Genomic DNA, 26,179 nt, shown 5'->3' on the forward strand with positions numbered 1-26,179 from the left:
AGGTGAAACTCAGCCCTTGTCCCGCGCCGCGAGGCTCTGGCCGCCCACGCCCCAATGCTCACGCTCCACCTCGTCGATGACCACGAAGGTGGTCTGCGGGTTCTTGTTCAACACCTTGACCAGGAGCTCGGTGGCGCCGGCGATCAGCTCCTCCTTCTGGGCCTGGGTGGCGCCGGGCGTGATGCGGATATTGACGTAGGGCATGGAGCCTTCCTGGATGCTGTGGCTTAAGTCGCCTCGTCCTTAAGGCCGGAGTTCGCCGATGTCCCGTTTCCTCGCCCGCGTGCTGATCGCAGCCCTGGGTCTCTGGCTCGCCGCCGTGGTCCTGGCCGGCGTCTCCTATTCCGGTTGGCTGGATCTGCTGCTGGCCGCGCTGCTGCTGGGGCTGGTCAATGCCATCGTCAGGCCGATCGTCTTCCTGCTGACCCTGCCGCTCACCATCCTGACGCTCGGCCTGTTCCTGCTGGTGGTGAACGCCGCCATGATCGGGCTGGTGGCCCTGCTGCTGCCGGGCTTCACGATCTCGGGCCTGATTCCGGGCATCCTCGCCTCGATCATCGTGGGCGTGGTCAGCTGGATCGGCGGGGCCGTGCTGGGCGACGGAAAGTCCGACTGATGGCGACCTTCCTGATCCGTCACAAGGGCGAGCTGGGGGTCGAGTGGGCCTTCATCAAGGCCAAGTCACCGGGCGCCCTCACCACCGCCTTCCGCGACATCGAGGTCATCGAGCCCTGGCCGGAATGGGCGACGCCGCAAATGGTCAAGGATGTCGGCGTCTACGAGATCAAGGGCGAGCTGAGCCCGCTGCTCGAAAAGCTCAAACGCGAGTAGCGCGCACGAAAAAGGGCGGAGCCTCGCGGCCCCGCCCTCAATCTTAAGCGCTTTAGGGGGTTGGACTTAGAAGTCCATGCCGCCCATGCCGCCCATGCCGCCACCCATGTCGGGGCCGCCTTGGCCGCCCTTCTTGGGCGCCTCGACGATCGCGGCTTCGGTGGTGATCATCAGGCCGGCGACCGAGGCCGCGTCCTGCAGGGCGGTGCGGACCACCTTGGCCGGGTCGATGACGCCGGCCGCGACCATGTCCACATACTCTTCGGTCTGGGCGTTGAAGCCGAAGGTCGCGGAGCTGTTTTCCATGACCTTGCCGACCACGATCGAGCCTTCGACGCCGGCGTTTTCGGCGATCTGACGGATCGGGGCCTGCAGGGCGCGGCGCACGATGGCGACGCCGGCTTCCTGGTCAGCGTTGTCACCCTTGAAGCCGTCCAGAGCCTTGGAGGCCTTCAGCAGGGCGACGCCGCCGCCGGGGACGATGCCTTCTTCCACGGCCGCGCGGGTCGCGTTGAGGGCGTCGTCGACGCGGTCCTTCTTTTCCTTCACTTCGACTTCGGTCGAACCGCCGACGCGGATGACCGCGACGCCGCCGGCCAGCTTGGCCAGACGTTCCTGCAGCTTTTCCTTGTCGTAGTCAGACGTGGTGTCTTCGATCTGGCGCTTGATCTGGCCGATGCGGCCTTCGATCGCGTCCTTGGCGCCGATGCCGTCGACGATGGTGGTGTCGTCCTTGGTGATGGAGACCTTCTTGGCCTTGCCCAGCATTTCCAGGCCGACGTTTTCGAGCTTGATGCCCAGGTCTTCGCTGATCAGCTCACCGCCGGTCAGGATGGCGATGTCTTCCAGCATGGCCTTGCGGCGATCGCCGAAGCCCGGCGCCTTGACGGCGGCGACGCGGAGACCGCCGCGCAGCTTGTTCACCACCAGGGTGGCCAGGGCTTCGCCCTCGACGTCCTCGGCGATGATCAGCAGGGGACGGCCCGACTGGACCACGGCTTCCAGGACTGGAAGCAGGGGCTGCAGCGAGGTCAGCTTCTTTTCGTAGAGCAGGATCAGAGGCTCTTCGAGTTCGACCTCCATCTTGTCGGCGTTGGTGATGAAGTAGGGCGACAGGTAGCCGCGGTCGAACTGCATGCCTTCGACGACGTCGAGTTCGGTCTCGGCGGTCTTGGCTTCTTCAACCGTGATGACGCCTTCGTTGCCGACCTTGGCCATGGCCTTGGCGATCATCTCGCCGACTTCGGTGTCGCCGTTGGCGGAGATGGTGCCGACCTGGGCGATCTCGGCGTTGGTGGTGACCTTCTTGGCCGAAGCCTTGATCTCGGCCAGCACCTTGGTGACGGCCTTGTCGACGCCGCGCTTCAGGTCCATCGGGTTCATGCCGGCGGCGACCGACTTCAGGCCCTCGACGACGATGGCCTGGGCCAGGACGGTGGCGGTGGTGGTGCCGTCGCCGGCCTTGTCGTTGGTCTTGGAGGCGACTTCGCGGATCATCTGCGCGCCGAGGTTCTCGAAGCGGTCAGACAGTTCGATTTCCTTGGCGACCGAGACGCCGTCCTTGGTGGAGCGCGGGGCGCCGAAGGACTTTTCGATCACCACGTTGCGGCCCTTGGGACCCAGGGTCACCTTCACGGCGTTGGCGAGGACATTGACGCCGCGCAGCATGCGGTCACGCGCGTCGGAGGAGAAATAGACGTCTTTAGCGGCCATTTTTGTTCAGCTCTTTCAGAATTTTATGGAGGGGAGGAGAGCGGAGGAGGTGGTTATTCAACCACGCCCAGGACGTCGCTTTCCTTCATGATCAGGAGGTCCTGACCGTCGATCTTCACTTCGGTGCCCGACCACTTGCCGAACAGGATCTTGTCGCCCGGCTTCACGTCCAGGGGTTGGATCTTGCCGCTGTCATCACGGGCGCCGGGGCCGACGGCGACGACTTCGCCTTCCTGCGGCTTTTCCTTGGCGGTGTCGGGAATGATGATCCCGCCCTTGGTCTTTTCTTCTTCTTCGACGCGCTTGATCAGCACGCGGTCTCCCAGGGGACGAAACGCCATGTCTTTTTCTCTCCGTTCGAAACGGTTGAATGGATTGCGTCGCACAAGGGGCCGACCGTTAGCAGCCGTGGCCCCTGAGTGCTAACGACGGCCGGGAGGTAGGGTCCCAAGGCTCTGGAGTCAAGCTTGGCTGGAGGCGAAAGGGGTTCGCGGGCGAATCCGCTTGGCCCCCGGGGGACCGCCCGGATAAGGGTTCTGCGAGGGAAGAACCCAGAAATCCCAGGAGAATATCCATGCGTCGCCTCATCGCGCTCGCCGCCCTGTCCGTCGCGGCCGTAGCGTCCGCCGCCAGCGCCGAGACCTGGAAGCCCTACAGCGCCGTCACCGACAAGGGCCTGCAGTGGTCCTACGACACCGACTACGCCTATCGCGACAGCGCCTCTGGCAAGGTCGTGGTGCTGCAGGCGATCGGCAAGCCGGGCGCCACCCCGCGCCTGGGTCCCTCGGCCCCCGGCGCCGCCGACGGCGTCGGCAGCGTCGTGGCCCTCGACTGCCGGGCCCGGACGATCGTGCTGATCGGCTCCTACGCGCCGTCCAAGCCCCTGGCCCTGTCTGACACCTGGCGCTCGGCCACCGCCAAGAAGGTCGAGAGCGCCGACGACAAGGCCCTGGTGTCGGCCGCCTGCGAAGGCGCCGACAAGCTGTCCGCCAAGTAGGGATTGCCAAGCCGGCAGGGCGTCCTAGCCTCGGGTCAAACCGAGGAGGGACGCCGATGCTGGACCATGTGAGCCTGAAGGTCGCCGATCACGCCGCCGCCCAGGCCTTCTACGACAAGGCGCTCGCGCCCCTCGGCCTGACCCGGCTGGTCCCCATGGAGGACGCCTCGGGCTATGGCGCGGGGCGCCCGTTCTTCTGGATCGGCCAGGGGGACAAGGCGGGCTACTGCCATGTCGCCTTCAGCGCGCCCGACCACGCCACGGTGGACGCCTTTCACGCCGCGGCTCTGGCGGCCGGTGGTCGCGACAACGGGTCGCCCGGCCTGCGCGAGCACTATCACCCCAGCTATTACGGCGCCTTCGTCCTCGACCCGGACGGGCACAACATCGAGGCGGTGTGCCACGGTGCGGGACCGGCGCGCCCGGCGTGACGCTGTAAATTGAAACGCTTGTTTGGATTTCGGCGGAAAGTGCGCGAAGCTGGCGGCAACCAACAATCCGCAGGAGAGACCCGATGAGCGAGACCCAGGACAAGGCCCAGTCCAGCTTCAAGCTGAACCCGATGGACGAGCTCAACGACCTGCGGATGTCCGAGAAGGCCCTGCCGCTGCTGGAGCATGTGAAGCGCTTCATCAAGGAAACCGTCAATCCGATGTCGGCGGAGTTCCACCGTCTGGGCGAGGGCAAGGCCGACATCTGGTCCTATGCGCCGGGCCAGCTGGAAGTCCTCGAAAAGGCCAAGGACAAGGCCAAGGCCGAGGGCCTGTGGAACTTCTTCCTGCCCAACGCCGAGACCGGCGAGGGCCTGTCCAACCTCGACTACGCCTATATCGCCGTCGAGCTGGGCAAGAACCCGATGGCCTCGGAGACCATGAACTGCGCCGCGCCTGACACCGGCAACATGGAAGTCCTGGAGCGCGTCGGCACCCCTGAGCAGAAGAAGCAGTGGCTGGAGCCCCTGCTGGCCGGCAAGATCCGCTCGGCCTTCGCCATGACCGAGGTCAACGCCGCCTCGTCGGACGCCAAGAACGTCAACACCCGCGCCACCCTGGTGGGCGACGAGTACGTCATCAACGGCGAGAAGCACTACATCTCCGGCGCCGGCGACCCGCGCTGCAAGATCATGATCACCATGGTCCAGACCAGCCCGGATGGTCCGCCCAACCTGCGCCAGTCGCAGATCCTGGTCCCGACCGACGCGCCCGGCGTGAAGATCGTCGGCCCCATGAACGTGTTCGGTGATCCCGACGCGCCGCACGGCCACATGCACATCATCTTCGACAATGTCCGCGTGCCGGCGTCGAACATGCTGCTGGGCGAGGGCCGCGGCTTCGAGATCAGCCAGCTGCGCCTCGGCCCCGGCCGTATCCACCACTGCATGCGCGCCATCGGCCAGGCCGAGAAGGCCCTGGACCTGATGGTCACCCGCGGCCTGTCCCGCGAGGCCTTCGGCAAGCCGCTGGTTCAGCTCGGCGGCAACATCGAGAAGATCAGCCGCGCCCGCATCGAGATCGAGGCCATGCGCCTGATGGTGCTCAAGGCCGCCAAGGCCATGGACGTCCTGGGCAACCAGGAAGCCCGCATCTGGATCCACATGGTCAAGGCCCTGGTTCCGGAACGGGTCTGCGAGATCATCGACCAGGCCATCCAGATGCACGGCGCCCTGGGCGTGTCGCAGCACACCCCGCTGGCCCGCATGTACACCTCCACCCGCACCCTGCGGATCGCCGACGGCCCCGATGAAGTCCACCACATGGTCGTGGGCCGCAACGAACTGCGCCAGTACCGCGAGATGCCGGCCGACGCCTCCACGGCGGCCGTCTTCCGGAACTAGTCGTTCCGCCACATCGAGACGGAAGGAGAGGCGGGGGCGACAGTCCCCGCCTCTTTTCGTTAGTGGCCCGCGGCCGCCGGCGGCGACGACAGGCGCTTGACGTCCTCGGCAGTCACCGGCTCGGGATAGGCGTTGCCGAAGTTGGTCCGCACATAGGTGATCACCGCGGCCGTCTGTTCGGCGCTCAGCATGTCGGTGAACCCGGGCATGCCGCCGCGGCCCTTGGTGACCATGACGATGGGATAGGCGGCCATCTTCATCTTCGGATTGCTGGCCAGGGCCGGGAAGGCCGCGGCCCCCACCGCCCCCTTGCCGTCGGCCATGTGGCAGGTCTGGCAGACCATCCGGTAGACTTGTTCACCGGGCACCGGCACGGGCGGCTTGCCGCCCCCGGGGCCGGGTTCGTCGGCCATGGCGGGCGCGGCCAGGGAAAAGGCCAGCACAAGGCCGAGCTTGGAAATCATCTTCATGCTCAGGCCTCCAGCGCGCGCTTGTGCAGACGGGTGATGGCGTCGAGGGAGGAGAGCAGGGAGCCCTCCATCCAGCAGCCGACGTAAGATGCGTGCTCGCCGGCCAGCACCACCCGGCCGTCCAGGGCCACCAGGTCCTGGTAGTGGGCGGCGCGGGTCTCCTCGGTCCAGCGGGCGCAGCAGCCCAGGATCCAGGGCACGCGGTTCCAGGCCACCGAGGCGCCGTTCGAGAACTCCTTGCGATAGCTCTCCGGGTGGAAGACCGACCCCTGGGCCAGGGCCGCCTCGATGCGTTCGGCCGGCGTCATCCCGGCCAGGTGATAGCCGCTCATCCCGCTGGCGAAGGCGCCCAGCAGCACGGCGGGGCCGTCCTGCAGGAAGTTGTTGTTGGGATAGGAGACCAGGCCGATCTCCTGGTTGGTGAAGGAGTGGCCACCATAGATGGCCGCGTCCTCCTCCCAGAACCGCCGCTTCATCTCCAGGCCGATCTTCACCGAGTTGGAGTAGGGCACCGCGGCGATGGCCGCGTTCATCTTCTCCGACATGTTGTTCTCGATCTGGCTCAGCACCGTCAGCGGGATGGTGCAGACGCACCAGTCGGCCTTGGCCTCCGTCACCACGCCGGTCCCGGTGTCGGAATAGGTGACGCTCACCCCCTTCTTGCCCTGGTCGATCTTGGTAACCTTGGCGTTGTAGGTGATCAGCGGCTGGACTTGGCTGGCGAAGGCCTTGCCGATCATGCCCATGCCCCCCACCGGCTGGAACATGGTGGTCTGGAATTCCTCGTTCATGAAGAATGACATGTTCCGCCAGATCTTCGAATCCAGCACGTCCTTCAGGGCGAAGACCTCCGACGGCGACGGCGCGCCATCCACCCCACCGCCGGGATTGCGGGCGAACCCGCGGTGCTCCGACGAGCGCAGGTTCTTGGCGTACTTCATGTCGCGATCCAGCATGCCCCACTCGCGCAGGGCCTCCTTCAGGCGGTCACGATCCTGGGCCGTGACGCTGGCGTCCAGGCCCTTCTGGTCGATGGCCTTGCCGAGCAGTTCGGCGACATTGCCCTCGAAGTCGGCGGCCAGGGACTTGAACCGCTGCGGCTTGCCGCCGAAGGCCTCGGTGTTGTGGACATAGGCGTTGTGGTTGAACTGCACGAAGGGCTGCAGCTCGACATTGAAGGCCTTGCAGTAGTGCAGCAGGGTCCGGTGATTGTGCGGAATGCGCCAGGGACCGGGGTTCAGGTAGTTGCCGTCGGCGAAGCCCACCTTCTGGGTCGCCCCGCCCATCTCGGTGATCGTGTCGCCGCCATAGACCGACCAGTTCCGGCCGCCGGCGCGGTTCTGGTACTCCAGCACCGTGACCTTGTAGCCCGCCTTGGTCAGCTCATAGGCCGCCAGCATCCCGGCCAGCCCCGCCCCCAGCACGATCACCGAGGCGCCCTTGCGCGCGCCCGACAGCTTGGGCGGCCCCGTGAACTGGCTCTCGGCGGCGTAACCGAGGGTGGTCATCATGTTGTACATCAGGGCCGATCCGCCCAGCATCCCGATGGTCGACAGCAGCTGCCGTCTTGTCGTCTTCCCGGTCTCTTCCATAAGCCGCCCCCTGAACGCCAGGCTCCAGGCCTAGGGGACGGCGCGGGGCCGGCGCCAACCTTCAGCTTAGGGGTGGGTCCCTTTTCGACGACATGCCTCCGCCTTGGCGCCCCTCGCGATGAACTGGCCACGGATCGGGCAGCCGCCTGTCAGTCCGACCCCCGAAGTGGAGTGCGGCCCGGGGGGAGGAATTGCCCCCCCTCTCGACGGCCTCGCTTGTTCGGGTGTAGACGGGCCCCGCTCCCAACGAGCCAGGGTCGATCCGCCAGCGCGTGATCCCTAAGGCTCCGTCTTCGCCGCGACCGGCGGACGTCTGCGAGCACGGCGCCTTCCTCCGGAGGGTGAGCGGGCGGACCCGCACATTCCGCGCACGATGCGCAGCTGTTCGCGATCGGAGGGGGCCTGTGTCCCGCTCGACGAAGCGGACGCAACCGGAGGACCACCCATGAGCGCTCTCGCAGCCCTCTTCATCCTTGTTCTGTCCTTTGTGACCGCCACCCTGTCGGGGGTGTTCGGCATGGCCGGCGGCCTGGTCCTGATGGGCGGGCTGGCCCTGGTCCTTCCCGTCTCGGCGGCCTTCGTCACCCACGGGCTGCTGCAGCTGGTGGCCAATGGCTGGCGGGCGATCCTGCATCGCAAGCATGTCGCCTGGCGGATCGTCGGCCTCTACGCCCTGGGGTCGCTGATCGCCGGCGGCGTGATCTCGCTCATCGCGCTCGCGCCCTCCAAGCCTGCCCTCTTCCTGTTCATGGGCCTGCTGCCGGCCCTGCTCTGGCTGCCCCAGGACTGGATCAGGCTGGACGCCGCCAGGCCCGCCCAGGCCCTGCTGTCGGGGATCATGGTCACCGGCGTGAACCTGACGGCCGGGGTGGCCGGGCCGCTGCTGGACATCTTCTTCGTCCGCACGGCGCTCACCCGGCACGTCATCGTCGCCACCAAGGCCGCCACCCAGGTCTTCGCCCACCTGGCCAAGGTGGTGGTCTATGGCGGGCTGATGCTGCGCAGCCAGGACGGCGCCGGCATGCCGCCGCTGTGGCTGTTCGCGGCGGCCATTCCGCTCTCCATGCTGGGCACGGTGGTGGGGGGGCGCATCCTCGACCGCATGACCGACATCAACTTCAAGCGCTACACCCGCCTCATCGTCACTGCGGTGGGCGTCCTCTACCTGATCCAGGCCGGCCAGCTCTTCCTGAGCGGCCAATGAGTGGTGGGCTGGCGGCCCTGATCCTGGCGGCGGTGCTGGCCACCGCCACCCTCTCGGGCGTCTTCGGCATGGCCGGCGGCCTGATCCTGATGGGGGTGCTGACCGCCCTGCTGCCGGTGCCGGCGGCGCTCGCCATCCACGGCCTGGTGCAGATGGCGTCGAACGCCTCGCGCATCGTCCTGCACGTCAGGCACATCGTCTGGAAGGTGGTGGGCTTCTACGCCATCGGCGCGGTGGCCACGATGGCGGCCTTCACGGTGGTTTCGTACATTCCCAGCAAGGCGGTGGTCTATCTGGCGCTGGGCCTGCTGCCGATCCTGATCTGGGCGCCGGAGCGCTACAGCCCGCTGGACGCCGCCCGGCCCAGCCACGCGGTGCTTGCCGGGGTGCTCTCCACCGCCATGGCGCTGACCTCCGGCATCTCCGGGCCGCTGGCCGACCTCTTCCTGGTGCGCAGCGCGCTGACCCGCCACCAGGTGCTCTCCACAAAGGCCGCCCTGCAGATGTTCAGCCACCTGTCCAAGGTGCTGTTCTACGGCGGGGCGATCCTGCTGGCCGGCGGCGACGGCTTCGCCCCGCCCTGGCTGCTGGCAGCCGCCTGCGCCCTGGCCGTCCTGGGCGTGACCCTCGGCGCGCGGGTGCTCGACCGCCTCACCGACCAGGGCTTCCGCGCCTGGCGGCGCTGGATTTTCACCGGGGTCGCGGCGGTGTACCTCGTCCAGGCGGCGATCCTGTTTGCGAGGGGCCAATGAAAGTCGATCCGACCCGGGTGATGGAGAACCGCTTCGTGCGGCTGGAGCCCTTCACCGACGCGCACAAGGAAGACCTGCGCGAGGCCTGCGACGCCGACCCGTCGGTCTGGACCGACCTCTATCCCTATTCCATGGCCGGCGAGCACTTCGACCCGCAATGGAGCCGTATGGCCGCCAACCAGGCCAAGGGCGTCTCGATCCATTGGGCGGTGCTGGTGGGCGGCCGCTGCATCGGCATCACCTGCTACTCGTCCTACGACCTGCCCAACGCCAGCCTGGAGATCGGCGGCACCTACTACCATCCCGACTATCGCGGCGGCCCGGTGAACCCGGCGGCCAAGCGGCTGATGATGGAGCAGGCCTTCGGCGACGGCGCGCGGCGCGTGATGTTCCGCGTCGACGCCATCAACGCCCGCAGCCGCGCCGCCGTGCTGAAGCTGGGCGGCAAGCTGGAGGGTATCCTGCGCCAGGACCGCGTCACCTGGACCGGCCGGGTGCGCGACACCTGCATCTTCTCGGTGCTGAAGGACGAGTGGCCCCCGGTGCGGGATGGGCTGGATGAGAGGCTCAAGAGATTCGAGTAGCTTTTTCCTCTCCTGTGCAGCGGAGCGGAACGAGGGAGGGGGACCGCGCGTAGCGGGGTGGAGGGGGCGAGCCTGAAGCTCGGCGCCCGGTCGCGCGCCCTCCACCGCCTGATCGGCGGTCCCCCTCCCCCGTAAACGGGGGAGGAAAACCCAATCCCGCTAAGCGCTGGCCGCTGTCTTCTCTTCGGCCGCCGGGAAGAACACCTCCTTGGCGTGGTCGGCGACGTCCTGGGCGGTGTAGGGGCGGCCCGGGTTGTAGCCGTCGGTCTGCAGCATCTTGATCTCGCGCACGCCGCGCGAGGAGACGCCGAGCACCTTGCCCGTGTGGTCGGCGGCCAGGTCGGAGACCATGTAGAGCACGCCCGGCGCGATGTTTTCCGGCAGGCTCATGGCGTCCGGCTCCTTGCCCTGACGGCCCGGCAGATCCGAGGTCATGCGGGTGAAGGCGCCCGGCGCCAGGCCCATGACCCGGATGCCGTACTTGCGCCCCTCGATGGAGAGCACGCGCATGAAGCCGTAGATGCCGGCCTTGGCCGCCCCGTAGTTGGACTGGCCGAAATTGCCGTAGAGGCCCGAGGTGGAGCTGGTCATGACGATGGCGCCGGGCTTGCCGTTGTCCTTCATCCACTTCCACACCGGCATGGTGCAGCAATAGGTGCCCTTCAGGTGCACCTTCACCACCAGGTCCCAGTCCTGTTCAGAGGTGTTGGCGAAGGTCTTGTCGCGCAGGATGCCGGCGTTGCAGACCAGGATGTCGATCTGGCCGTAGTTATCCAGCGCGGTCTTGGCGATGTTCTCGCCGCCTTCCATGGTCGACACGTCGTCGCCGTTGGCCACGGCCTTGCCGCCCGCCGCGATGATCTCGTCCACCACCTTCTGCGCCGCGGCGCTGGTGCCGTTCCCGGAGCCGTCGCGGCTGCCGCCCAGGTCGTTCACGACGACGCTGGCGCCCTCCGCGGCGAACAGCTTGGCATAGGCCTCGCCCAGACCGCCGCCGGCGCCCGTGACAATCGCCACCTTCCCATCAAGAAGTCCCATGGTCGTTCTCCCTATGAATTTAATTATCCCGCATCATCGAACCGCGCTGGCCACCTGACAAGTATTGACCGCCGTGGGGGCAGGGGCGTTCTTGGTGGAAAGAGCCGTCAGGTTGGGGAAACACCATGATCCGCGCACTCGCCGCCGCCGCGTTCGGCCTGCTGGCCACCGCCGCCCTGGCCGATGAACCGGCCGCCCGCATCGCCCCCTCGCTCGCCGCCCACACCGCCGAGTTCGCGCCGGCCAAGGTCTATGAGCCCGCGCCCGGCGTGTTCTCCGCCGTCGGCTACGGCATCGCCAATTCCATCATGGTGGTGGGCAAGACCGGGGTGGTGATCATCGACACCACCGACAGCCTGGAGGAGGCCAGGAAGGTCTGGGCCGAGTTCGCGCCGCGGGCCGGCGGCAAGCCGGTGGTGGCCATCATCTACACCCACAACCACAACGACCACATCAGCGGCGCCTCGGCCTTCCCGCTGGCCAAGGGCGGCAAGGTGATCGCCCAGGCGACCCTGCTGCGGGAGGCCGCCAAGTGGAACGGGGTCGCCGCCCCCTCCATAGCCGCCCGCGCGGCCCGCATGTACGGCGTCTTCCTGCCCAAGGGGACTCCGGACGGCTTCGTCAGCGTCGGCATCGGCCCCTTCCTGTCGGCCTTTGGCGGCGGCGGGGCGGGCGGGTTCGTGGCCCCCAACCTGACCTTCGACCAGAAGCTCTCCATCAAGCTTGGCGGCGAACAGTTCGTCCTTGAGCATGCGCCCGGCGAGACCGAGGACCAGCTCTTCGTCTGGATGCCCGAGCGCCGGGTGCTGTTCCCCGGCGACAACATCTACAAGGCCTTCCCCAACCTCTACACGATCCGCGGCACCAGCTATCGCGACCCCGTCCAGTGGGCGGCCTCGCTGGACCGCATGCGCGCCCTGGGCGCCGATGTGCTGGTCCCGTCCCACACCCGGCCCATTGTCGGCGCGGAGGCCATCGCGACGACCCTGACCGACTATCGCGACGCGATTTCCTTCGTCCACGACCAGACCGTCCGCTGGATGAACCAGGGCCTGACGCCCGACGAGATCGTCGAGAAGGTGAAGCTGCCCGCCCACCTGGCGACAGATCCCTATCTGCTGGAACACTACGGCACGGTGGAGTGGTCGGTGCGCTCGGTGTTCGCGGGCTATATGGGCTGGTTCAGCGGCGACGCCGCCGAGCTTTCCAGGGACGCGCCGGAGTTGCGCGCCCGGGAGATCACCGACCTGGCCGGCGGACCCGCCGCCGCCCTGGCCAAGGCCGAGACCGCCTACAATGAGGGCCGCTGGAAGTGGGCCGCCGAGCTGGCGACCCACGTCCGCCGCGCCGACCCGGCTCTGAAGCCCCAGGCCGACGCCCTGGAGGTGAAAGCCCTGCGCCAACTGGGCTTCGACAGCGTCTCCCCCAACGGCCGCAACTACTATCTGGAGCAGGCCGCTGAACTGGCGGGTAAGGCGCCGGATTGGAAGACCATTATCGGCGCGCGCCAGGGCGGGGCCCAGGCTGCGGGCCTCCCGGCCAGCGCCATCGTCGCCACCTTCCCGGTTCGCCTCAACGCCGAGAAGGCCGCACAGGCCGAGACGGCGCTGGCCCTGCGGCTGGCCGGTGAGGGCGACTGGACGATCCGCGTCCGCCGCGGCGTGGCCGAGACCTCCACGGGGGTGGCCCCGGACGCCCGCGTGGTGCTGTCAGGCGCCAAGGCCGACCTGGTGACCGCCATGGCCTCGCCGGGCGCAATGCAGGGGGCGCTCGCCTCCGGCAAGTTGAAGCTTGAGAAGGGCGGTCCGGCCGACCTCGCCTCCGTGCTTGATCTATTCCGCGGCTGAGGCCCGCACATAGGTCCAATGCTCGGCGCGCGGCTTGCCGGCCACCACGCCCTCGATCCCGGCGCAGAGGTTCTCGCCGCAGCGGCGGTACATGACCCGCTGCGGGAAGTCGTGGGCCCGGTTCTCGAAGACCGCGCTGCCGGGATCGCTGGGAATGGCCACGAAGGGGGTCGGCGGCTGGCCGTCCACATAGGCGGTGAACGTCAGGCCCTGCGGCCCCACGGTGATGGTCATGAACTCCGAGCGCGCCGGCTTGCCCGGCCGGTTGGTCTGGCCCGCCCCCGACATCGTCCCGCCGAGCGGAGGCAGCCAGGTCTCCCGCGTCACCACCCCGTCCTTCTCATGGGTCCAGGCCCCGGACAACCAGGTGAGATCCGCGGGCGCGGCGATCACCGCGCCCGCCAGTATCGCCAGCATCATGTCGGCTCTCCCTTCTTGCGCCGCGCCCGGAAGAAGCCCTTCAGCATCGCCGAGCTCTCGTCGGCCAGCACGCCGCCGGTGACCTCCGGCCGCCAGTGGCAGGTGGGTTGCTCGAAGAAGCGCGGGCCATGGATCACCGCCCCGCCCTTGGCGTCCTGCGCCCCGAACACCACGCGGCCGATCCGCGCGTGGCTGATGGCCCCGGCGCACATGGCGCAGGGCTCCAGGGTGACCACCAGGGTCAGGCCTGTCAGCCGGTAGTTGCCGAGCTTTTCCGCCGCCGCCCGCAGCGCCACGATCTCGGCGTGGGCGGTGGGATCGTGGGACCCGATGGGCTGGTTGGCGCCCACGGCGACCACCTCGCCGGTGGCCGGATCGACCACCACGGCGCCCACCGGGGTCTCGCCACGGTCGGCTGCGGCTTGCGCGGCTTCGAGCGCGATGCGCATGGTGCGAAAATCATGGTCCACGATCCCCAAGACACCCAGGACGACCCCCAAGGTCAAGGCGGCGAACGCATCGCCAAGGCCATGGCGCGGGCCGGCGTCGCCTCCCGCCGCGAGGTCGAGCGCCTCATCGAGGCCGGCCGCGTCTTCGTCAACGGCGTGCGGGTCACCACGCCCGCAACCAAGGTCGAGGCCGACGACGTCCTCACCGTCGACGGCGCGCTGGTTCAGGCCGCCGAGCCCGCCCGCCTGTTCCGCTATCACAAGCCCGTCGGCCTGGTGACCACGCACAAGGACACCCAGGAACGCCCGACGGTGTTCGACGCCCTGCCCAAGGCCCTGCCGCGCCTGATCTCGGTCGGCCGCCTCGATCTCAATTCCGAGGGCCTGCTGCTGCTGACCAATGACGGCGGCCTGGCCCGGGCCCTGGAACTGCCCGCCAGCGCCATCGTGCGCCGCTACCGCGCCCGGGCGCGCGGCCGGGTGACCCAGGAGAAGCTCGATAGCCTGAAGGACGGCATCACCGTCGAGGGCGTCAGCTACGGCGCCATCGAGGCCCACCTCGACAAGGCCAAGGAAGGCCCCCAGGGCGCCAACGTCTGGATCACCGTCACCCTCGCCGAGGGCAAGAACCGCGAGGTCCGGCGCGTGCTGGAGGCTCTGGGCCTGACGGTGAACCGCCTGATCCGCATGTCCTACGGCCCGCTCGCCCTGGGAACCCTGGCCGTGGGTGAGATCGAGGAGGTCGGCCCCCGCGTCATCCGCGAGCAGTTCGCCGATCACATCGCGGCCGGAAACCTGCCCACCGGCGACCGCGCCCAGTTCTCCAAGCCGATCGCCACCTGGGCCGGCGGCGATGTCCAGCGCCGCGGCCGCACCGCGCCGGGCGCCGGCCACCACACGGGACCTGACGACGGCATGCCGGCCAAGCCGAAGACCGTCTACAAGGCCGGCTGGGCCAAGCCCACCATCACGCCGAGCCCGCATCCCAAGCGCAAGACCAAGCCGAAACCGGCCGGCCCTGTCGCCCAGGTCCGACCCGCCGCCATCCCGCCCAGCGGCCCGGCGCGGGCCCCACGGTCCGACGCGCGTCTCGCGGCCCAGCGCGCCGAGCCCCGTGCGCCGCGCCCGGCCGCCCCACGGTCAGATGCGCCGCGTTCGGAGCGTTCTCCCCGACCGGACGCCCCGCGTCCGCAAGGCGCGCGCGCCGCCCCTGCCGAGGCCCGTCCTCCGCGACGCGACGCCCCGTCGCCCATGACACCCCGCCCGGATCGCGGCCCTCGCGCCGACGCGCCGCGTTCGGGCCCGCGCCCCAATGCGGCCAAGCGGGACGCTGTTCCCAAGCGCAAGGAAGGCCCCAAGGCCGACTCGCGCCGCCCCGACCGCTTCAAGGGTCCGCGGCCGGACGGCGGCAAGACGCTCGACGCCCGGCCCGCCGCCCAGGACGCGCCGCGCGATTTCAAACCTAAGCGTTCCGGATCTCCGCCGGCGGATGGGCGGCCTTCAGGCCCGCGCGGCCCCACTCGGTCGTCATCAAGGCCGCAGGGCTCGCCCGCGCGTCCGCCGGGTCCGGCGCCAAGGGGCGGTCCCAAGCGGCGCGGCTAAGCCGCTCGGCGCCGCCACCGCGCCACGGCGTTCCGCCCCGCTTCGCCAACACTCTGTTCCACCCGAGACACTGGTATCCCCATGCGCATCGTTTCCGGTGACTTCCGCGGCAAGGCGATCGTCACCCCGGCCGGCGACGCCACCCGGCCCACCTCCGACCGCGCCCGCCAGGCGGTGTTCAACATCCTGGAGCATGCCGCCTGGTCCAGGGGGCTGCGGGACCTGCGCGTCATCGATCTGTTCGCCGGTTCCGGCGCCCTGGGCTTCGAGGCTCTGTCGCGCGGCGCGGCCTTCTGCCTGTTCGTGGAGACCGATGAGGCGGCCCGGGGCGCGATCCGCGAGAACGTCGACGCGATGAGCCTGTTCGGCCGCACTCGCGTCCATCGCCGCTCGGCGGTCGACTTGGGGACCCGTCCGGGCGCCGATGGCCCCGCCTTTGACCTCGCCTTCCTCGACCCGCCCTATGCCAAGGGTCTGGGGGAGACGGCCCTGGCCAAGCTGCGGGACGGCGGCTGGCTGGCGCCCGAGGCGCTGATCGTCTTCGAACGCGGCTCGGCCGAGCCCGCCTTCAGCGTCGAGGGCTTCGAGGTGCTGGACGCGCGCGACTACGGCGCCGCGCGCGTCCATTTCCTGAGAGCGCTTCCAGGCGAAGTGGACGCCGGTTCGCCGTCCGGAAGCGCGACCAAGTAGGAGAGACTGATGGTTCACCAGCCGCGGACTGAGGTCCGGTTGTCCAGCTGGGCCCGCAGGTTCACCAGGCCGTCGCGGGTCACCCGATAGGGCTGTCCGTTCTGGCTGGCGATCAGCCGCTTCTTCTTCAGGCTCTTGAAGACGGCCAGGTCGCAGTCGGCCAGGCGCCAGCCGTCACGGCTGACGCAGGTCGCCTCGACGACGCCGCCTTTGGAGTCGCGTTCAAGGATGATCTGGCCGCCTTGGGCCAGGGCGTGCAGCGTGCGTTGCTGCGCTTTGGAAATGTTCAAGGTGATGTCCGGAACTGAGCATGACAGGACGCGCCCGCGCGTTGGCGCGGACGGCGAAGGGCCATGGGCCGAACAGGCGCTCATCAAGAGCAGGAACCTTCGTCGGCGGTTAGGCCCGGGTTCCGAACACAGTCTCTGACATAATCTCCCCTTGGGTTGAGACCGCGCCATCCTAGGCCACCGCGCGGGCTCGGCAACAGTCAAGGTTGCAGTGGCGTGAATAGCGCTCGGCTCGGCTTGCAGCAGATTGAGGTCGTCCAAGCCACTCCCCGTCTGGAGCCAACCAAAGCACGACCATCAATCGCACGAGCCGTGCGCCCGTCGAACGCAGGATACTGGTGCGGAGGAAATGGTGACTGGCTATCTGCACGCAATGCGCGCCTACTGAAACGGGGGAAGGCCGGAGTTGCCCGTGTCGCCCGCTGAACTCAAGAGACTGAACGTCGTGCACCTTCAGAAGGTGCTGGATCGGACTGTCGATTTGCCGGAACGTGATCGCCTGGAGCGGCTCATCGGCGAAGAGCACATCAAGCCTGATTGCGCCTACCCCATCGACAGCTCGCCGCGCCGCTGAATCTCCGCCACGCGAGGGGTAGTTTGACCTTGGGCGCGTGGCGCGCCCGAGCGGGACCTTCAAGAAACCTCATGTGACGCGGCCGCAGCGAAAAGTGAATCTATGCCTGTTTATACTGAGGCTAGTCGAATAGTGACAGGTATGTGACGAATATACGACGAACTGCAGGGTCAAATTCGAGTATTTGCCGCGTGTGATTCACTCCGCGTTAGTTGGCGCGACCTTAGGACTGGCATACCCCAAGTACGAGGCCTTGCATGTCCGGCGTTCTTCTCGACCTTGCCCAGCCTTCAGATCCCATCACCCCCGACACCCCCGGCGCCCAGGTTTACGAGCGCTTCCAGGCCGAGCCCGACGCCCTGGCCATCGCCGTGGTGGACGCTGATCGGCGGCCGGTGGGCCTGGTGGAGCGCACCGCCTTCTTCCTGGCCATGGCCGGCCAGTTTGGCCGCGCCCTCTATGCCGGGCGACCGATCTCCCTGCTGATGAACGCCGAACCCCTGGTGGTGGAGGGCTGCGTCGACGTGGCCGCCTTCTGCGGCGAGGTCCTGGCCGAACGGCCCTCCGAGCTGCTGCGCGGCTTCATCGTCACGGAGGCGGGCCTCTATGCCGGGGTCGGCAGCGCCCTGTCCCTGCTGCAGGCCACCAGCGCCGCCAACCGCGCCCATGCCGATGAGATGATGGCCCTGGCCGGCGTCATGCACCGCGCCAAGCTGGAGGCCCAGGCCGCGCTGACCGCTAAGTCGCAGTTCCTGGCGGTGATGAGCCACGAGATCCGAACCCCCCTGAACGGCGTCCTGGCCATCGCCGACATCCTGGCGCGCAAGCTGGCCCAGCCCGAGCTCATCCCCTATGTCCGCGGCATCCAGGATTCCGGCGAGACCCTGCTGCGGCTGCTCACCGACGCGCTGGACCTGTCGCGGGCCGACGCGGGACGGCTGGAGCTGAATGAGGAGAGCTTCGCGCTCTCCCGCGTCACCGGCGACCTGGCCACGCTCTGGGGGGCGCGCGCCGAGCTCAAGGGCCTCTCCCTCGCCATCGACTATGACGGGCCCGCCGACCAGTGGGCGCTGGGGGACGAAATCCGCATCAAGCAGGTGTTCAACAACCTGATCGGCAACGCCCTGAAGTTCACCGAGAGCGGCGGCGTCGAGGTCCTGCTCCGCGTTCATCGCGAGGGCGTCCACCTGGCGGTGGAGGGTGAGGTGTCCGACACCGGCGTCGGCGTCCCGGAGGATCGGCTGGCCAGCATCTTCCAGCCGTTCAGCCAGACCGAGTCGGGCCTGAAACACGGCGGCGCGGGGCTCGGCCTCTCCATCTGCAGTGAGCTGGTGGCGCAGATGGGCGGGACCATCGGGGCGGCGCGCAACAAGGCGGGCGGCCTGCGCCTCCACTTCGCCATCCCGCTCTTCGACCTGCCGGCGCCTTCCGAGGCGGACCCGGCGCAGGGAGCCGCCGCCACCGCCGAGGGCGGCCTGCACATCCTGATCGTCGACGACAACGCCACCAACCGCCTGGTGGCTGAAACCCTCTGCGACATGTTCGGCGCCACGACCGAGAGCGTGGAGGACGGGCTTGCGGCGGTGACCGCGGCCGCCGGGGGCCGGTTCGACCTGATCCTGATGGATATCCGCATGCCCAAGCTCGACGGGGTCGGCGCCACCCGCCGCATCCGCGCCCTGGCCGGCCCCGCCGGGGCTGTCCCCATCCTGGCCCTGACCGCCAACGCCGATCCCTGGGACGCGGCCGGCTACATCGCCCAGGGCATGAACGGGGTGGTGGAAAAGCCCATCAAGGCCGAACGCCTGATGAGCGCCATCAACGAGGCCCTGGAGCCCGACCGTCGCGCCGCCGCGGCCTAGAGCATGATCGCTTGAGACGGAACCGCGCAGCGGTCCCGGCTCAGGCGTGAATCATGCTCTCGCTTATATCTGGAGCCTGATCCACCGCATCGGCGGGATCGCGAAGCGATTCCACCTCAACGGATCAGGCTCTAGGCTGTGAAGACCACGCCCGGCGCCGAGCGCGCCGCTGCGGGGTTCACGGAGTATCGGGTGACTGCGATGCGGGCGTTCGCGGAGACGACGCTCACCTGACCCAAATCCGCTCCTCCCGGCGAAGGCCGCGACTCAGATCGTAAGTCATGACTTGAGCCGGAAATCCGGAATACGGCGGATGCATCTGGGCCCCGGCCTTCGCCGGGGTGCGCGGCCTAGGTTAGGCGCTCAACGCCTGCGGTCCGTCCGCGGCCACGCCGGCGCCCACCTTGTCGGTCCACACCTGCTCCACGACGCGCAGCAGGCCATCGGCGGTGATGGGCTTGGTGATGTGGCCGTCGGCGCCGGCCTCGGAGGAGGCCTTGGCGTGCTCGGGCATGGCGTTGGCGGTCAGGGTGTAGATCGGGGTCGGATAGGCCTGCTCCCGGCACTCGCGGCGGCGGATGGCGCGGATGGCGGTCAGGCCGTCCATCACCGGCATCTGCATGTCCATGAGGATCAGGTCGAAATTGGATCGGGCGGCCTCGTCCACCGCCTCGGCGCCGTTCTCGACGCAGGTCAGGTCGACGCCGGCCGCGCCCAGGATCAGCTCCACGACCCGGCGGTTGGTGGGGTGGTCCTCGGCCAGCAGCACCCGCATGGTGTCGAGGTCGGCCTCTTCGCCGGCGCTCGCCTCATGATCGCCCCAGAGGTCCACGGCGCCGTGGCGGCGCTGCAGCTCCAGATCGAGCGCGAAGGTCGAACCCTCGCCGGGGATCGACGTCGCCGAGAGCGTCCCACCCATGGCCTCGGCCAGGGAGCGGGAGATGGCCAGCCCGAGACCGGTTCCGCCAAACCTGCGGGTGATGGAGCCGTCCGCCTGCTGGAAGCGTCCGAACAGCCGCTGACGGGTTTCCTCGTCAAAGCCGATGCCGGTGTCGGAGACCTCGAAGGTCAGGTGGGTGGAGGTCTCGTCGCGCCGCGCCTTCACCGTCAGCTTCACCTCGCCGGCGCTGGTGAACTTCACCGCATTGCCCAGCAGGTTGGTGAGGATCTGGCGGATCCGCGGCGCGTCACCGTTGAAGGAGCCCTGGGCATAGGGATCGACCTCGACGGTCAGCTTCAGGTCCTTGGCCTCCGCGCTCGCATGGAACAGCGAGGCGCAGGCATTGACCGAGGTGGCCATGTCGAAGGGCTCGGGGCGAATCTCCAGGCGTCCGGCCTCGATGCGGGCGAGATCCAGGATGTCGGTCAGCAGGGCTTCCAGGGTCTGGGCCGAGGTCTCGATCAGGTTGACCATCTCGGCCTGGCCGGCGGTGAGCTCGGTGCGGGCCAGGGCGCCGGCGATCCCCATCACCCCGTTCAGGGGGGTGCGAATCTCGTGGCTCATATTGGCCAGGAACTCGCTCTTGGCCTTGTTGGCGGTCTCAGCCTCTTCCTTGGCCTTCACCAGCTCCAGTTCGCCGCGTTTCTCCTTGTCGATATTGCGCAGCACCCCCAGCACCCGGACGATACGGCCGCGTTCGTCGCGGATCGCCTCGCAGGCCGAGTAGTACCACTGGTGCGGACCCTCCTTCTGGGGCATGCGGTAGACCTGCCGGAACGGGGCGCCGCCCTCGATATATTCGTCCCAGGCGCGCCTGGCCTCCTCGCGGTCGGCCGGGTGGATTCCGCGCCAGATGTCGGCGTTCATCTCCTCATAGGTGGAGCCGCCCGCCTCGCCGGCCAGGGGCGACTGATAGCCGGCGCCGCTCAGTTCACGCCGTTTCCAGTCCATCTCCCACATGCGCAGCTCGCCGATCTCCATGGCGAGCTTCAGCCGCTCCTCGTTGCGCTTGGCCTCCTCCAGGGCGTCGGCGGTGCGGGTGACGTCCACGGACATGATCAGCAGCCCGCCGATCTCGCCGTTGGCCTCTCGCCAGGGATTGATCTCCACCCGCGCCCACAGGCGGCGGCCGTCGGGCAGGTTCACCGGCACGCGGTCATCCTGCACCTGCTGGCCCTTGAGGCAGCGGTTGTAGACCGGCGCCCAGCGCTGGGTGTCGGGATAGGCCTCGTACAGGCTCTGGCCGGCCACATCCTCACTCTGGCGTTCGGCGCGCCAGCGGGGGCTAGCCTGGATGACCCGCATCTGCTTGTCGACCATGCAGAGCGCCACCGGCGCGGCCTGGACGAAGGCGGAGATCATGCTGCGGGCGGCGGCCACCTCGCCGGCCGCCTTGGCCACGTCCTCGCGGGCGTGGTGCCGCTTCCACTCATCGGCGGCCAGGGCCGCCAGGTCGATCATATAGTCGGCGAAATCGCGGTCAAAGGTCCGCGGCTTGGCGTCGGTGACGATGACCGCCCCCACGCCACGGCCGTCGGGCAGGCGGATAGGCGCGCCGGCGCAGAAGCGGATGGCGAGCTCGCCGGTGACGCCCTGGTGGTTCTTGAACCGGGGGTCCTGGCTGGCGTCCTCGATCCACAGCACGTCGTCGGACTGCAGGGCGACCGCGGCGAAGGACTCCTGGCTGCGGACCTGGCTGTTCCAGCCTTCCCGCCGCGAGGCGTGCCAGGTCAGCTCGCCCTCCAGCAGGACGACGTCGCAATTTGGTGACTTGGCATAGGCCTGCGCCAGGCGCGCGATACGCGCCAAGGTTGGCCTCAATTCCGCGAGGTCCAGTCCGCCGACGGCGGCCAGACGTTCGGTTTCGCCATGCGAAACCCCGTCCTTTTTGGCCATGTCATCTCCCCTGAGCAGTGGTCGGGACGATGGGGCCGCAGGGTTAAATGTCCGTGACCGTCAAAAACCGACTGCCCGAATTCTACGCAGGAGTGTGGTGGCGGGTTGGAGCGCCCATCGCCTCCCGCAAGCGGGAGAGGGGAAGAGCTACAGCAGCTTGATCTCGCGCAGGCGCTCTTTCAGGAACGCGTCGGCGGTGATCGGCGCGGGATAGCGGTCGGGGTGCTGAGCATCGACGCACGAGGCCAGGGTCGAGATCTCGTAGTCCGGGTTGAAGTGCAGGAAGAAGGGCGTCGAGTAGCGCGGGAAGCCGCGACGCTCCGGCGCGGGATTCACCACCCGGTGGGTCGTCGAGGGCAGGCGGTGATTGGTCAGCCGCTGCAGCATGTCGCCGATATTGACCACCACCGAGCCCGCCGGCGGATTGATCGCAAGCCATTGGCCGTCGCGGTCCAGCACCTCCAGCCCAGCCTCTTCTGCTCCAAGCAGCAGGGTGATGACATTGATGTCCTCGTGCGCCCCGGCCCGAATGTTGGGGCCGTCCTTGGGGACCGGCGGATAGTGCAGCAGGCGCAGCACCGAATTGCCGTCGTTCACCGTGGGGTCGAAGAAGTGGCGGTCCAGCTTCAGATAGGTGGCGATGGCCTCCAGGACCTTGATCCCCAGCTCGTCCAGGGCGTCGTACAGCCAGGCCACGTCGGAGACGAAGGTGGGAACCTCCACCGGCCAGACGTTCGGCGGCATCACCTCCTGATAGGGATGGCCGGGCGGCAGGTCGCGCCCCATGTGCCAGAACTCCTTCAGGTCGAAGTGGGCCGCGTCCTTGGCGGTCTCGATGCCGAAGGGGGTGTAGCCGCGCTGACCGCCGACCCCCACCACGTAGTGCGCCTTCACGTCGTCGGGCTGGGCGAAGAAGGCCTTGGTGGCGTCGGTGGCCGCGGCGATCCTGGCGTCTGGCAGGCCGTGGTCGGAGATCACCGCGAACCCGTAGCGGGCGAAGCTGTCGCCGAGCGCCTGGGAGAAGGCTTCGAAGTCGGCGCCGAAGGCCTTGAAGGAGACGGGGGTGATGGCGGCTTGGGTCATGTCCGCCCCTTACACCGGCTGGCGATCCTTCTCCACCCGTCTGGCGGGGAAGGGGAGCTCGTCGTTCACTTCCTCCTCGGCGCCCACCCGACGCATCTCGGCGTTCAGCAGCCGCTCCATGGTCTCGGTGGAGTCGCGGCTGGCCAGGACATAGTTCTCCTCCTGGCCATAGGCCGGCGCCAGCGTCTCGAACAGCTTGCGGTCCAGCTTGCGGAAGGCGGCGGCCGCGCCGACCGCGCGGCGCTCGCTGAAGCCCAGGCGCATGAGGGCGCGCTTGCCCATGGCCAGGCTGCCCTCGAAGCTTTCGCGCTCCACGTCGTCGGCGCCGTGGGCCAGCAGGTCATAGGCGTGCCGCCGGTCCCAGGCCCTCGAGAGGATGGTCAGGTTCGGGAAGGCCAGCTTGGCGGCCTCCACCAGCTCCACGGCCTTGTCCTTGTCGTCGATGGCCACGATCAGCAGGCGGGCCTTCTCGGCGCCGGCGGTGCGCAACAGGTCCATACGGCTGGCGTCGCCATAGTGGACCTTGCGGCCGAAAGCCCGCAGCAGTTCGATCTGCTCGATGCTGGAGTCCAGGGTCACCACATTGAAGTCGTTGGCGATCAGCAGGCGCGCCGCGATCTGACCGAACCGTCCGAAGCCCGCGACGATCACCTCGGGCTCGCCCTCGTCATAGGGGATGTGCTCCGGCTCCGCGCCCGGCCCCGCCTCGCGGCTCAGCACCAGCTTCTCGTAGGCCAGGAAGGCCAGCGGCGTGAAGGCCATGGAGAGCGCCACCACCGCCGAGAGCAGCTTGGACAGATCGGGATCGATGACGCCGGCCGCCACGGTGAAGCCCAGCAGGACGAAGGCGAACTCGCCCCCCTGGGCCAGGGACACCGCCGTGGCGCCCGCCTCCCGGCGCGGCATGCGGAAGAGCGCGCCCACCCCGAACATGGCGACCGCCTTCAGCACCATCATGCCGATCACGAGGGCGATCAGCAGCGCCGGCTGGCGGGCGATCACCGAGAAGTCGAGACCGGCCCCCACGGTGATGAAGAACAGGCCCAGCAGCAGGCCGCGGAACGGCTCGATGTCGGTTTCCAGCTCGCGCCGGAACTCGCTCTCGGCCAGCACCACCCCGGCCAGGAAGGCGCCGAGCGCCGGCGACAGGCCCACGGTCTGCATCAGGGCCGCGACGGCCACCACCAGCAGCAGGGCCGTAGCGGTGAAGATCTCTCTCAGGCGCGCCTGGGCGATGAAGCGGAACACCGGCCGCACGAGATAGCGACCGCCCCCGATCACCGCGGCCACCGCGCCGAGGATGGCGAGCGCCTTGGCCCAGCCGGGCAGGCCCATGGCGTCCAGCAGGCTGGCGCCGTGACCGGCCGCCGCCGCCGCCTCGTGAACCGGCGCCGTCACCGCCAGCAGGGGTAGCAGAGCAAACAGCGGGATCACCGCCAGGTCCTGGAACAGCAGCACCCCGAACACCGCCTCGCCGAGGGTCCCCTGGCGCAGGCCCTTTTCCTCCAGGTTGGCCAGCACGATGGCGGTGGAGGACAGGGCCAGCACCGCGCCGGCCGCCAGCGCCGTGCGCCAGTCGAGGCCGAGCGCCAGGCCCGCCGCGGCCATCGCCAGGGTGGTCCCGGCCATCTGGCCGCCGCCCAGGCCGAAGATCGCCGTCCGCATCCGCCACAGCAGGGCCGGGCGAACCTCCAGCCCGATCAGGAACAGCAGGATCACCACGCCGAACTCGGCGAACTTCATGACGTCGGCGGGCTCCCCCACCAGGTCCAGCAGGAAGGGCCCGACGATCACCCCGGCGATCAGATAGCCCAGCACCGAGCCCAGGCCGATGCGCTTGGCGATCGGTACGGAGACGACGCCGGCGGTCAGATAGACCAGCGCCTGGATCAGCAGTCCCTGGCCGTTCATCGGGCGGCCCTCGTTTCATGATGCGACATGGCGCGACTATGAACCGGCGTTCCCGGTTTTGTGCACCCGAAAACCGAATGCGCGGTTCCCAAATGTTGCAGTGCGGCGTAATGGGCGTTCATGGCTGACAAGACACAGAAATCCGCCGTCGACGCCCTTGCGGGGCGGCTGTTCGATGGCATGACCATCATGGCCGGGGGTTTCGGCCTCTGCGGCATCCCGGAAAACCTGATCGCGGCGATCCGTGAGAGCGGGACCAAGGGCCTCACCGTGATCTCCAACAACTGCGGGATCGACGGCTTTGGCCTCGGCGTCCTGCTGGAGAGCGGCCAGATCAAGAAGATGATCTCGTCCTATGTCGGCGAGAACAAGCTGTTTGAGCAGCTCTATCTGTCAGGCGACCTGGAGCTGGAGTTCAATCCCCAGGGCACGCTGGCCGAACGCATCCGCGCCGGCGGCGCCGGCATCCCGGCCTTCTTCACCAAGACCGGGGTCGGCACCCTGGTGGCCGAGGGCAAGGAGGTGCGCGAGTTCGACGGCGAGATGTACGTCATGGAGCGCGGCCTGATCGCCGATCTCTCCATCGTGAAAGCCTGGAAGGGCGACGCCGCGGGCAACCTGATCTACCGGAAGACCGCGCGGAACTTCAATCCGATGATGGCCACCGCCGGCAAGGTCACCGTCGCCGAGGTCGAGCACCTGGTGCCGGTCGGAAGCCTCGACAAGGACAACATCCACACCCCGGGCATCTTCGTCGACTCGATCGTCGCCGGCGCCCGCTACGAAAAGCGGATCGAGCGCGTCACCACCCGGCCCAGCGCGGCGCAGGGCGCCGGCGCCGGAGAGGAAGTCTGATGGCCTGGACCCGCGAACAGATGGCGGCCCGCGCCGCCCAGGAGCTGCGCGACGGCTTCTATGTGAACCTCGGCATCGGCATCCCGACCCTGGTGGCCAACTACATCCCGGCCGGCATGAGCGTCACCCTGCAGAGCGAGAACGGCATGCTGGGCATGGGTCCTTTCCCTTACGAGGGTGAGGAGGACGCCGACCTGATCAACGCCGGCAAGCAGACCATCACCGAGCTGCCGGAGAGCTCCTATTTCTCCAGCGCCGATAGCTTCGCCATGATCCGCGGCGGCCACATTGCGCTCTCGATCCTCGGCGGCATGCAGGTCTCGCAGACCGGCGACCTGGCCAACTGGATGGTGCCGGGCAAGGTGGTGAAGGGCATGGGCGGGGCCATGGACCTGGTGGCCGGCGTCAAGCGCGTCGTCGTCGTCATGGACCATGTGGAGAAGTCCGGCGCGCCAAAGCTGCTCACCGCCTGCACCCTGCCGCTCACCGGGGCGCGGGTGGTGGATCTGCTGATCACCGACCTCGGCGTCTTCGATATCGCCCGCGGCAAGGCGCCGCTCACCCTCACGGCCCTGGCCGACGGCGTCACGCTGGAGGAGATCACCGCCAAGACCGAAGCCAGGTTCGAGGTGGCCCTTTAGATCCGCTCACCCCGGCGAAGGCCGGGGTGTGGATTCTCGTTCGAAGTGCAACACCCTGGAGAAGGCCTCGGCTGGGGTGTGGAAGTCCAGGCACTGTCTTGGGG

27 protein-coding genes are annotated in these 26,179 nt (G+C 68.4%); 15 read left to right on the top strand and 12 right to left on the bottom strand.

Annotated features, from left to right (window positions below):
- Positions 1 to 9 precede the first annotated feature (9 nt).
- Entirely contained in the window at positions 10 to 204 is a 195-nt protein-coding gene (locus OCL97_RS11895; RefSeq protein ID WP_377370241.1) for a tautomerase family protein, read from the bottom strand.
- 58 nt (positions 205 to 262) lie between these two features.
- Here OCL97_RS11895 and OCL97_RS11900 point away from each other — a divergent pair, with 58 nt between their 5' ends.
- A complete protein-coding gene (locus tag OCL97_RS11900; RefSeq protein WP_377370242.1) occupies positions 263 to 616 on the top strand; it encodes a phage holin family protein in 354 nt (117 codons plus the stop codon).
- Positions 616 to 831 (top strand): hypothetical protein, encoded by a 216-nt coding sequence (locus OCL97_RS11905; RefSeq protein WP_377370243.1) that lies wholly within the window; start codon positions 616 to 618, stop codon positions 829 to 831. Before OCL97_RS11900 ends, OCL97_RS11905 begins: the two co-directional genes overlap by 1 nt.
- 66 nt (positions 832 to 897) lie before the next feature.
- Here OCL97_RS11905 and groL read toward each other — a convergent pair whose 3' ends face one another.
- Both groL and groES read right to left on the bottom strand, forming a co-directional pair.
- A complete protein-coding gene (groL, locus tag OCL97_RS11910) occupies positions 898 to 2,544 on the bottom strand; it encodes a chaperonin GroEL (protein ID WP_304775891.1) in 1,647 nt (548 codons plus the stop codon).
- Between the two features lie 53 nt (positions 2,545 to 2,597).
- Entirely contained in the window at positions 2,598 to 2,885 is a 288-nt protein-coding gene (gene groES, locus OCL97_RS11915) for a co-chaperone GroES (RefSeq protein WP_304775889.1), read from the bottom strand.
- A gap of 233 nt (positions 2,886 to 3,118) precedes the next feature.
- On the opposite strand from groES, the gene OCL97_RS11920 reads away from it, so the two are divergent.
- The 3 genes from OCL97_RS11920 to OCL97_RS11930 all read left to right on the top strand — a co-directional run bounded on the left by OCL97_RS11920 (position 3,119) and on the right by OCL97_RS11930 (position 5,375).
- Positions 3,119 to 3,541, top strand: coding sequence for a hypothetical protein (locus tag OCL97_RS11920; RefSeq protein ID WP_377370244.1), 423 nt, complete (start codon positions 3,119 to 3,121; stop codon positions 3,539 to 3,541).
- A 56-nt stretch (positions 3,542 to 3,597) separates the two neighbouring features.
- Positions 3,598 to 3,972: a VOC family protein gene (locus OCL97_RS11925; RefSeq protein ID WP_377370245.1), complete on the top strand. Its 375-nt coding sequence runs from the start codon at positions 3,598 to 3,600 to the stop codon at positions 3,970 to 3,972.
- A gap of 83 nt (positions 3,973 to 4,055) precedes the next feature.
- On the top strand, positions 4,056 to 5,375 hold the full coding sequence (locus tag OCL97_RS11930) for an acyl-CoA dehydrogenase family protein (RefSeq protein ID WP_377370246.1): 1,320 nt from the start codon (positions 4,056 to 4,058) through the stop codon (positions 5,373 to 5,375).
- A gap of 59 nt (positions 5,376 to 5,434) precedes the next feature.
- Here OCL97_RS11930 and OCL97_RS11935 read toward each other — a convergent pair whose 3' ends face one another.
- Both OCL97_RS11935 and OCL97_RS11940 read right to left on the bottom strand, forming a co-directional pair.
- Positions 5,435 to 5,845 carry a c-type cytochrome gene (locus OCL97_RS11935; RefSeq protein ID WP_377370247.1) on the bottom strand — a complete coding sequence of 137 codons (411 nt, stop codon included), beginning with the start codon at positions 5,843 to 5,845 and terminating at the stop codon, positions 5,435 to 5,437.
- A gap of 2 nt (positions 5,846 to 5,847) precedes the next feature.
- Positions 5,848 to 7,437, bottom strand: coding sequence for a flavin monoamine oxidase family protein (locus OCL97_RS11940; protein ID WP_377370248.1), 1,590 nt, complete (start codon positions 7,435 to 7,437; stop codon positions 5,848 to 5,850).
- Positions 7,438 to 7,882: 445 nt separating this feature from the next.
- Here OCL97_RS11940 and OCL97_RS11945 point away from each other — a divergent pair, with 445 nt between their 5' ends.
- The 3 genes from OCL97_RS11945 to OCL97_RS11955 are packed head-to-tail and all read left to right on the top strand — an operon-like array spanning position 7,883 to position 9,977.
- Positions 7,883 to 8,641: a TSUP family transporter gene (locus tag OCL97_RS11945; RefSeq protein ID WP_377370249.1), complete on the top strand. Its 759-nt coding sequence runs from the start codon at positions 7,883 to 7,885 to the stop codon at positions 8,639 to 8,641.
- Positions 8,638 to 9,393: a TSUP family transporter gene (locus OCL97_RS11950; RefSeq protein WP_377370250.1), complete on the top strand. Its 756-nt coding sequence runs from the start codon at positions 8,638 to 8,640 to the stop codon at positions 9,391 to 9,393. The genes OCL97_RS11945 and OCL97_RS11950 overlap by 4 nt, the downstream gene beginning before the upstream one ends.
- Entirely contained in the window at positions 9,390 to 9,977 is a 588-nt protein-coding gene (locus tag OCL97_RS11955; RefSeq protein WP_377370251.1) for a GNAT family N-acetyltransferase, read from the top strand. Before OCL97_RS11950 ends, OCL97_RS11955 begins: the two co-directional genes overlap by 4 nt.
- A gap of 159 nt (positions 9,978 to 10,136) precedes the next feature.
- Here OCL97_RS11955 and OCL97_RS11960 read toward each other — a convergent pair whose 3' ends face one another.
- Positions 10,137 to 11,015 (bottom strand): SDR family NAD(P)-dependent oxidoreductase, encoded by an 879-nt coding sequence (locus OCL97_RS11960; RefSeq protein WP_377370252.1) that lies wholly within the window; start codon positions 11,013 to 11,015, stop codon positions 10,137 to 10,139.
- Between the two features lie 125 nt (positions 11,016 to 11,140).
- Between OCL97_RS11960 and OCL97_RS11965 the strand changes: the two genes are divergently transcribed.
- Positions 11,141 to 12,862, top strand: a complete 1,722-nt coding sequence (locus tag OCL97_RS11965; protein ID WP_377370253.1) for an alkyl sulfatase dimerization domain-containing protein — start codon at positions 11,141 to 11,143, stop codon at positions 12,860 to 12,862.
- On the opposite strand, the gene OCL97_RS11970 is transcribed toward OCL97_RS11965, so the two are convergent.
- Together OCL97_RS11970 and tadA are read right to left on the bottom strand one after the other, a co-directional pair.
- Positions 12,848 to 13,282 (bottom strand): DUF6265 family protein, encoded by a 435-nt coding sequence (locus OCL97_RS11970; RefSeq protein ID WP_377370254.1) that lies wholly within the window; start codon positions 13,280 to 13,282, stop codon positions 12,848 to 12,850. The genes OCL97_RS11965 and OCL97_RS11970 overlap by 15 nt on opposite strands.
- A complete protein-coding gene (gene tadA / locus OCL97_RS11975; protein ID WP_377370255.1) occupies positions 13,279 to 13,731 on the bottom strand; it encodes a tRNA adenosine(34) deaminase TadA in 453 nt (150 codons plus the stop codon). Before tadA ends, OCL97_RS11970 begins: the two co-directional genes overlap by 4 nt.
- Before the next feature lie 12 nt (positions 13,732 to 13,743).
- Here tadA and OCL97_RS11980 point away from each other — a divergent pair, with 12 nt between their 5' ends.
- Both OCL97_RS11980 and rsmD read left to right on the top strand, forming a co-directional pair.
- Complete coding sequence (locus tag OCL97_RS11980) at positions 13,744 to 15,333, top strand: pseudouridine synthase (RefSeq protein ID WP_377370256.1); 1,590 nt, start codon at positions 13,744 to 13,746, stop codon at positions 15,331 to 15,333.
- 81 nt (positions 15,334 to 15,414) lie between these two features.
- Positions 15,415 to 16,023: a 16S rRNA (guanine(966)-N(2))-methyltransferase RsmD gene (gene rsmD, locus OCL97_RS11985; RefSeq protein WP_377370257.1), complete on the top strand. Its 609-nt coding sequence runs from the start codon at positions 15,415 to 15,417 to the stop codon at positions 16,021 to 16,023.
- A gap of 14 nt (positions 16,024 to 16,037) precedes the next feature.
- On the opposite strand, the gene OCL97_RS11990 is transcribed toward rsmD, so the two are convergent.
- Positions 16,038 to 16,313, bottom strand: a complete 276-nt coding sequence (locus OCL97_RS11990; protein ID WP_305704164.1) for a YjhX family toxin — start codon at positions 16,311 to 16,313, stop codon at positions 16,038 to 16,040.
- A 412-nt stretch (positions 16,314 to 16,725) separates the two neighbouring features.
- Between OCL97_RS11990 and OCL97_RS11995 the strand changes: the two genes are divergently transcribed.
- Together OCL97_RS11995 and OCL97_RS12000 are read left to right on the top strand one after the other, a co-directional pair.
- Positions 16,726 to 16,887, top strand: coding sequence for a hypothetical protein (locus tag OCL97_RS11995; RefSeq protein WP_377370258.1), 162 nt, complete (start codon positions 16,726 to 16,728; stop codon positions 16,885 to 16,887).
- A gap of 257 nt (positions 16,888 to 17,144) precedes the next feature.
- Positions 17,145 to 18,749: an ATP-binding protein gene (locus OCL97_RS12000; protein WP_377370259.1), complete on the top strand. Its 1,605-nt coding sequence runs from the start codon at positions 17,145 to 17,147 to the stop codon at positions 18,747 to 18,749.
- A 355-nt stretch (positions 18,750 to 19,104) separates the two neighbouring features.
- Here the strand turns inward: OCL97_RS12000 and OCL97_RS12005 are convergent, their stop codons facing one another.
- From OCL97_RS12005 to OCL97_RS12015, 3 genes are all read right to left on the bottom strand, one after another.
- Entirely contained in the window at positions 19,105 to 21,585 is a 2,481-nt protein-coding gene (locus OCL97_RS12005) for an ATP-binding protein (RefSeq protein WP_377370260.1), read from the bottom strand.
- Positions 21,586 to 21,732: 147 nt separating this feature from the next.
- Positions 21,733 to 22,668, bottom strand: coding sequence for an isopenicillin N synthase family dioxygenase (locus OCL97_RS12010; RefSeq protein ID WP_377370261.1), 936 nt, complete (start codon positions 22,666 to 22,668; stop codon positions 21,733 to 21,735).
- A gap of 9 nt (positions 22,669 to 22,677) precedes the next feature.
- Positions 22,678 to 24,579 (bottom strand): monovalent cation:proton antiporter-2 (CPA2) family protein, encoded by a 1,902-nt coding sequence (locus OCL97_RS12015; RefSeq protein WP_377370262.1) that lies wholly within the window; start codon positions 24,577 to 24,579, stop codon positions 22,678 to 22,680.
- 120 nt (positions 24,580 to 24,699) lie between these two features.
- Between OCL97_RS12015 and OCL97_RS12020 the strand changes: the two genes are divergently transcribed.
- The gene (locus OCL97_RS12020) at positions 24,700 to 25,434 is read left to right on the top strand and encodes a CoA transferase subunit A (protein ID WP_377370263.1); all 735 of its coding nucleotides are present in this window, start codon (positions 24,700 to 24,702) and stop codon (positions 25,432 to 25,434) included.
- Positions 25,434 to 26,075 (top strand): 3-oxoacid CoA-transferase subunit B, encoded by a 642-nt coding sequence (locus OCL97_RS12025; RefSeq protein WP_377370264.1) that lies wholly within the window; start codon positions 25,434 to 25,436, stop codon positions 26,073 to 26,075. The genes OCL97_RS12020 and OCL97_RS12025 overlap by 1 nt, the downstream gene beginning before the upstream one ends.
- Positions 26,076 to 26,179: the final 104 nt, after the last annotated feature.

It is taken from the genome of Phenylobacterium ferrooxidans, from assembly GCF_042714595.1.
Classification (GTDB): Bacteria; Pseudomonadota; Alphaproteobacteria; order Caulobacterales; family Caulobacteraceae; genus Phenylobacterium; species Phenylobacterium ferrooxidans.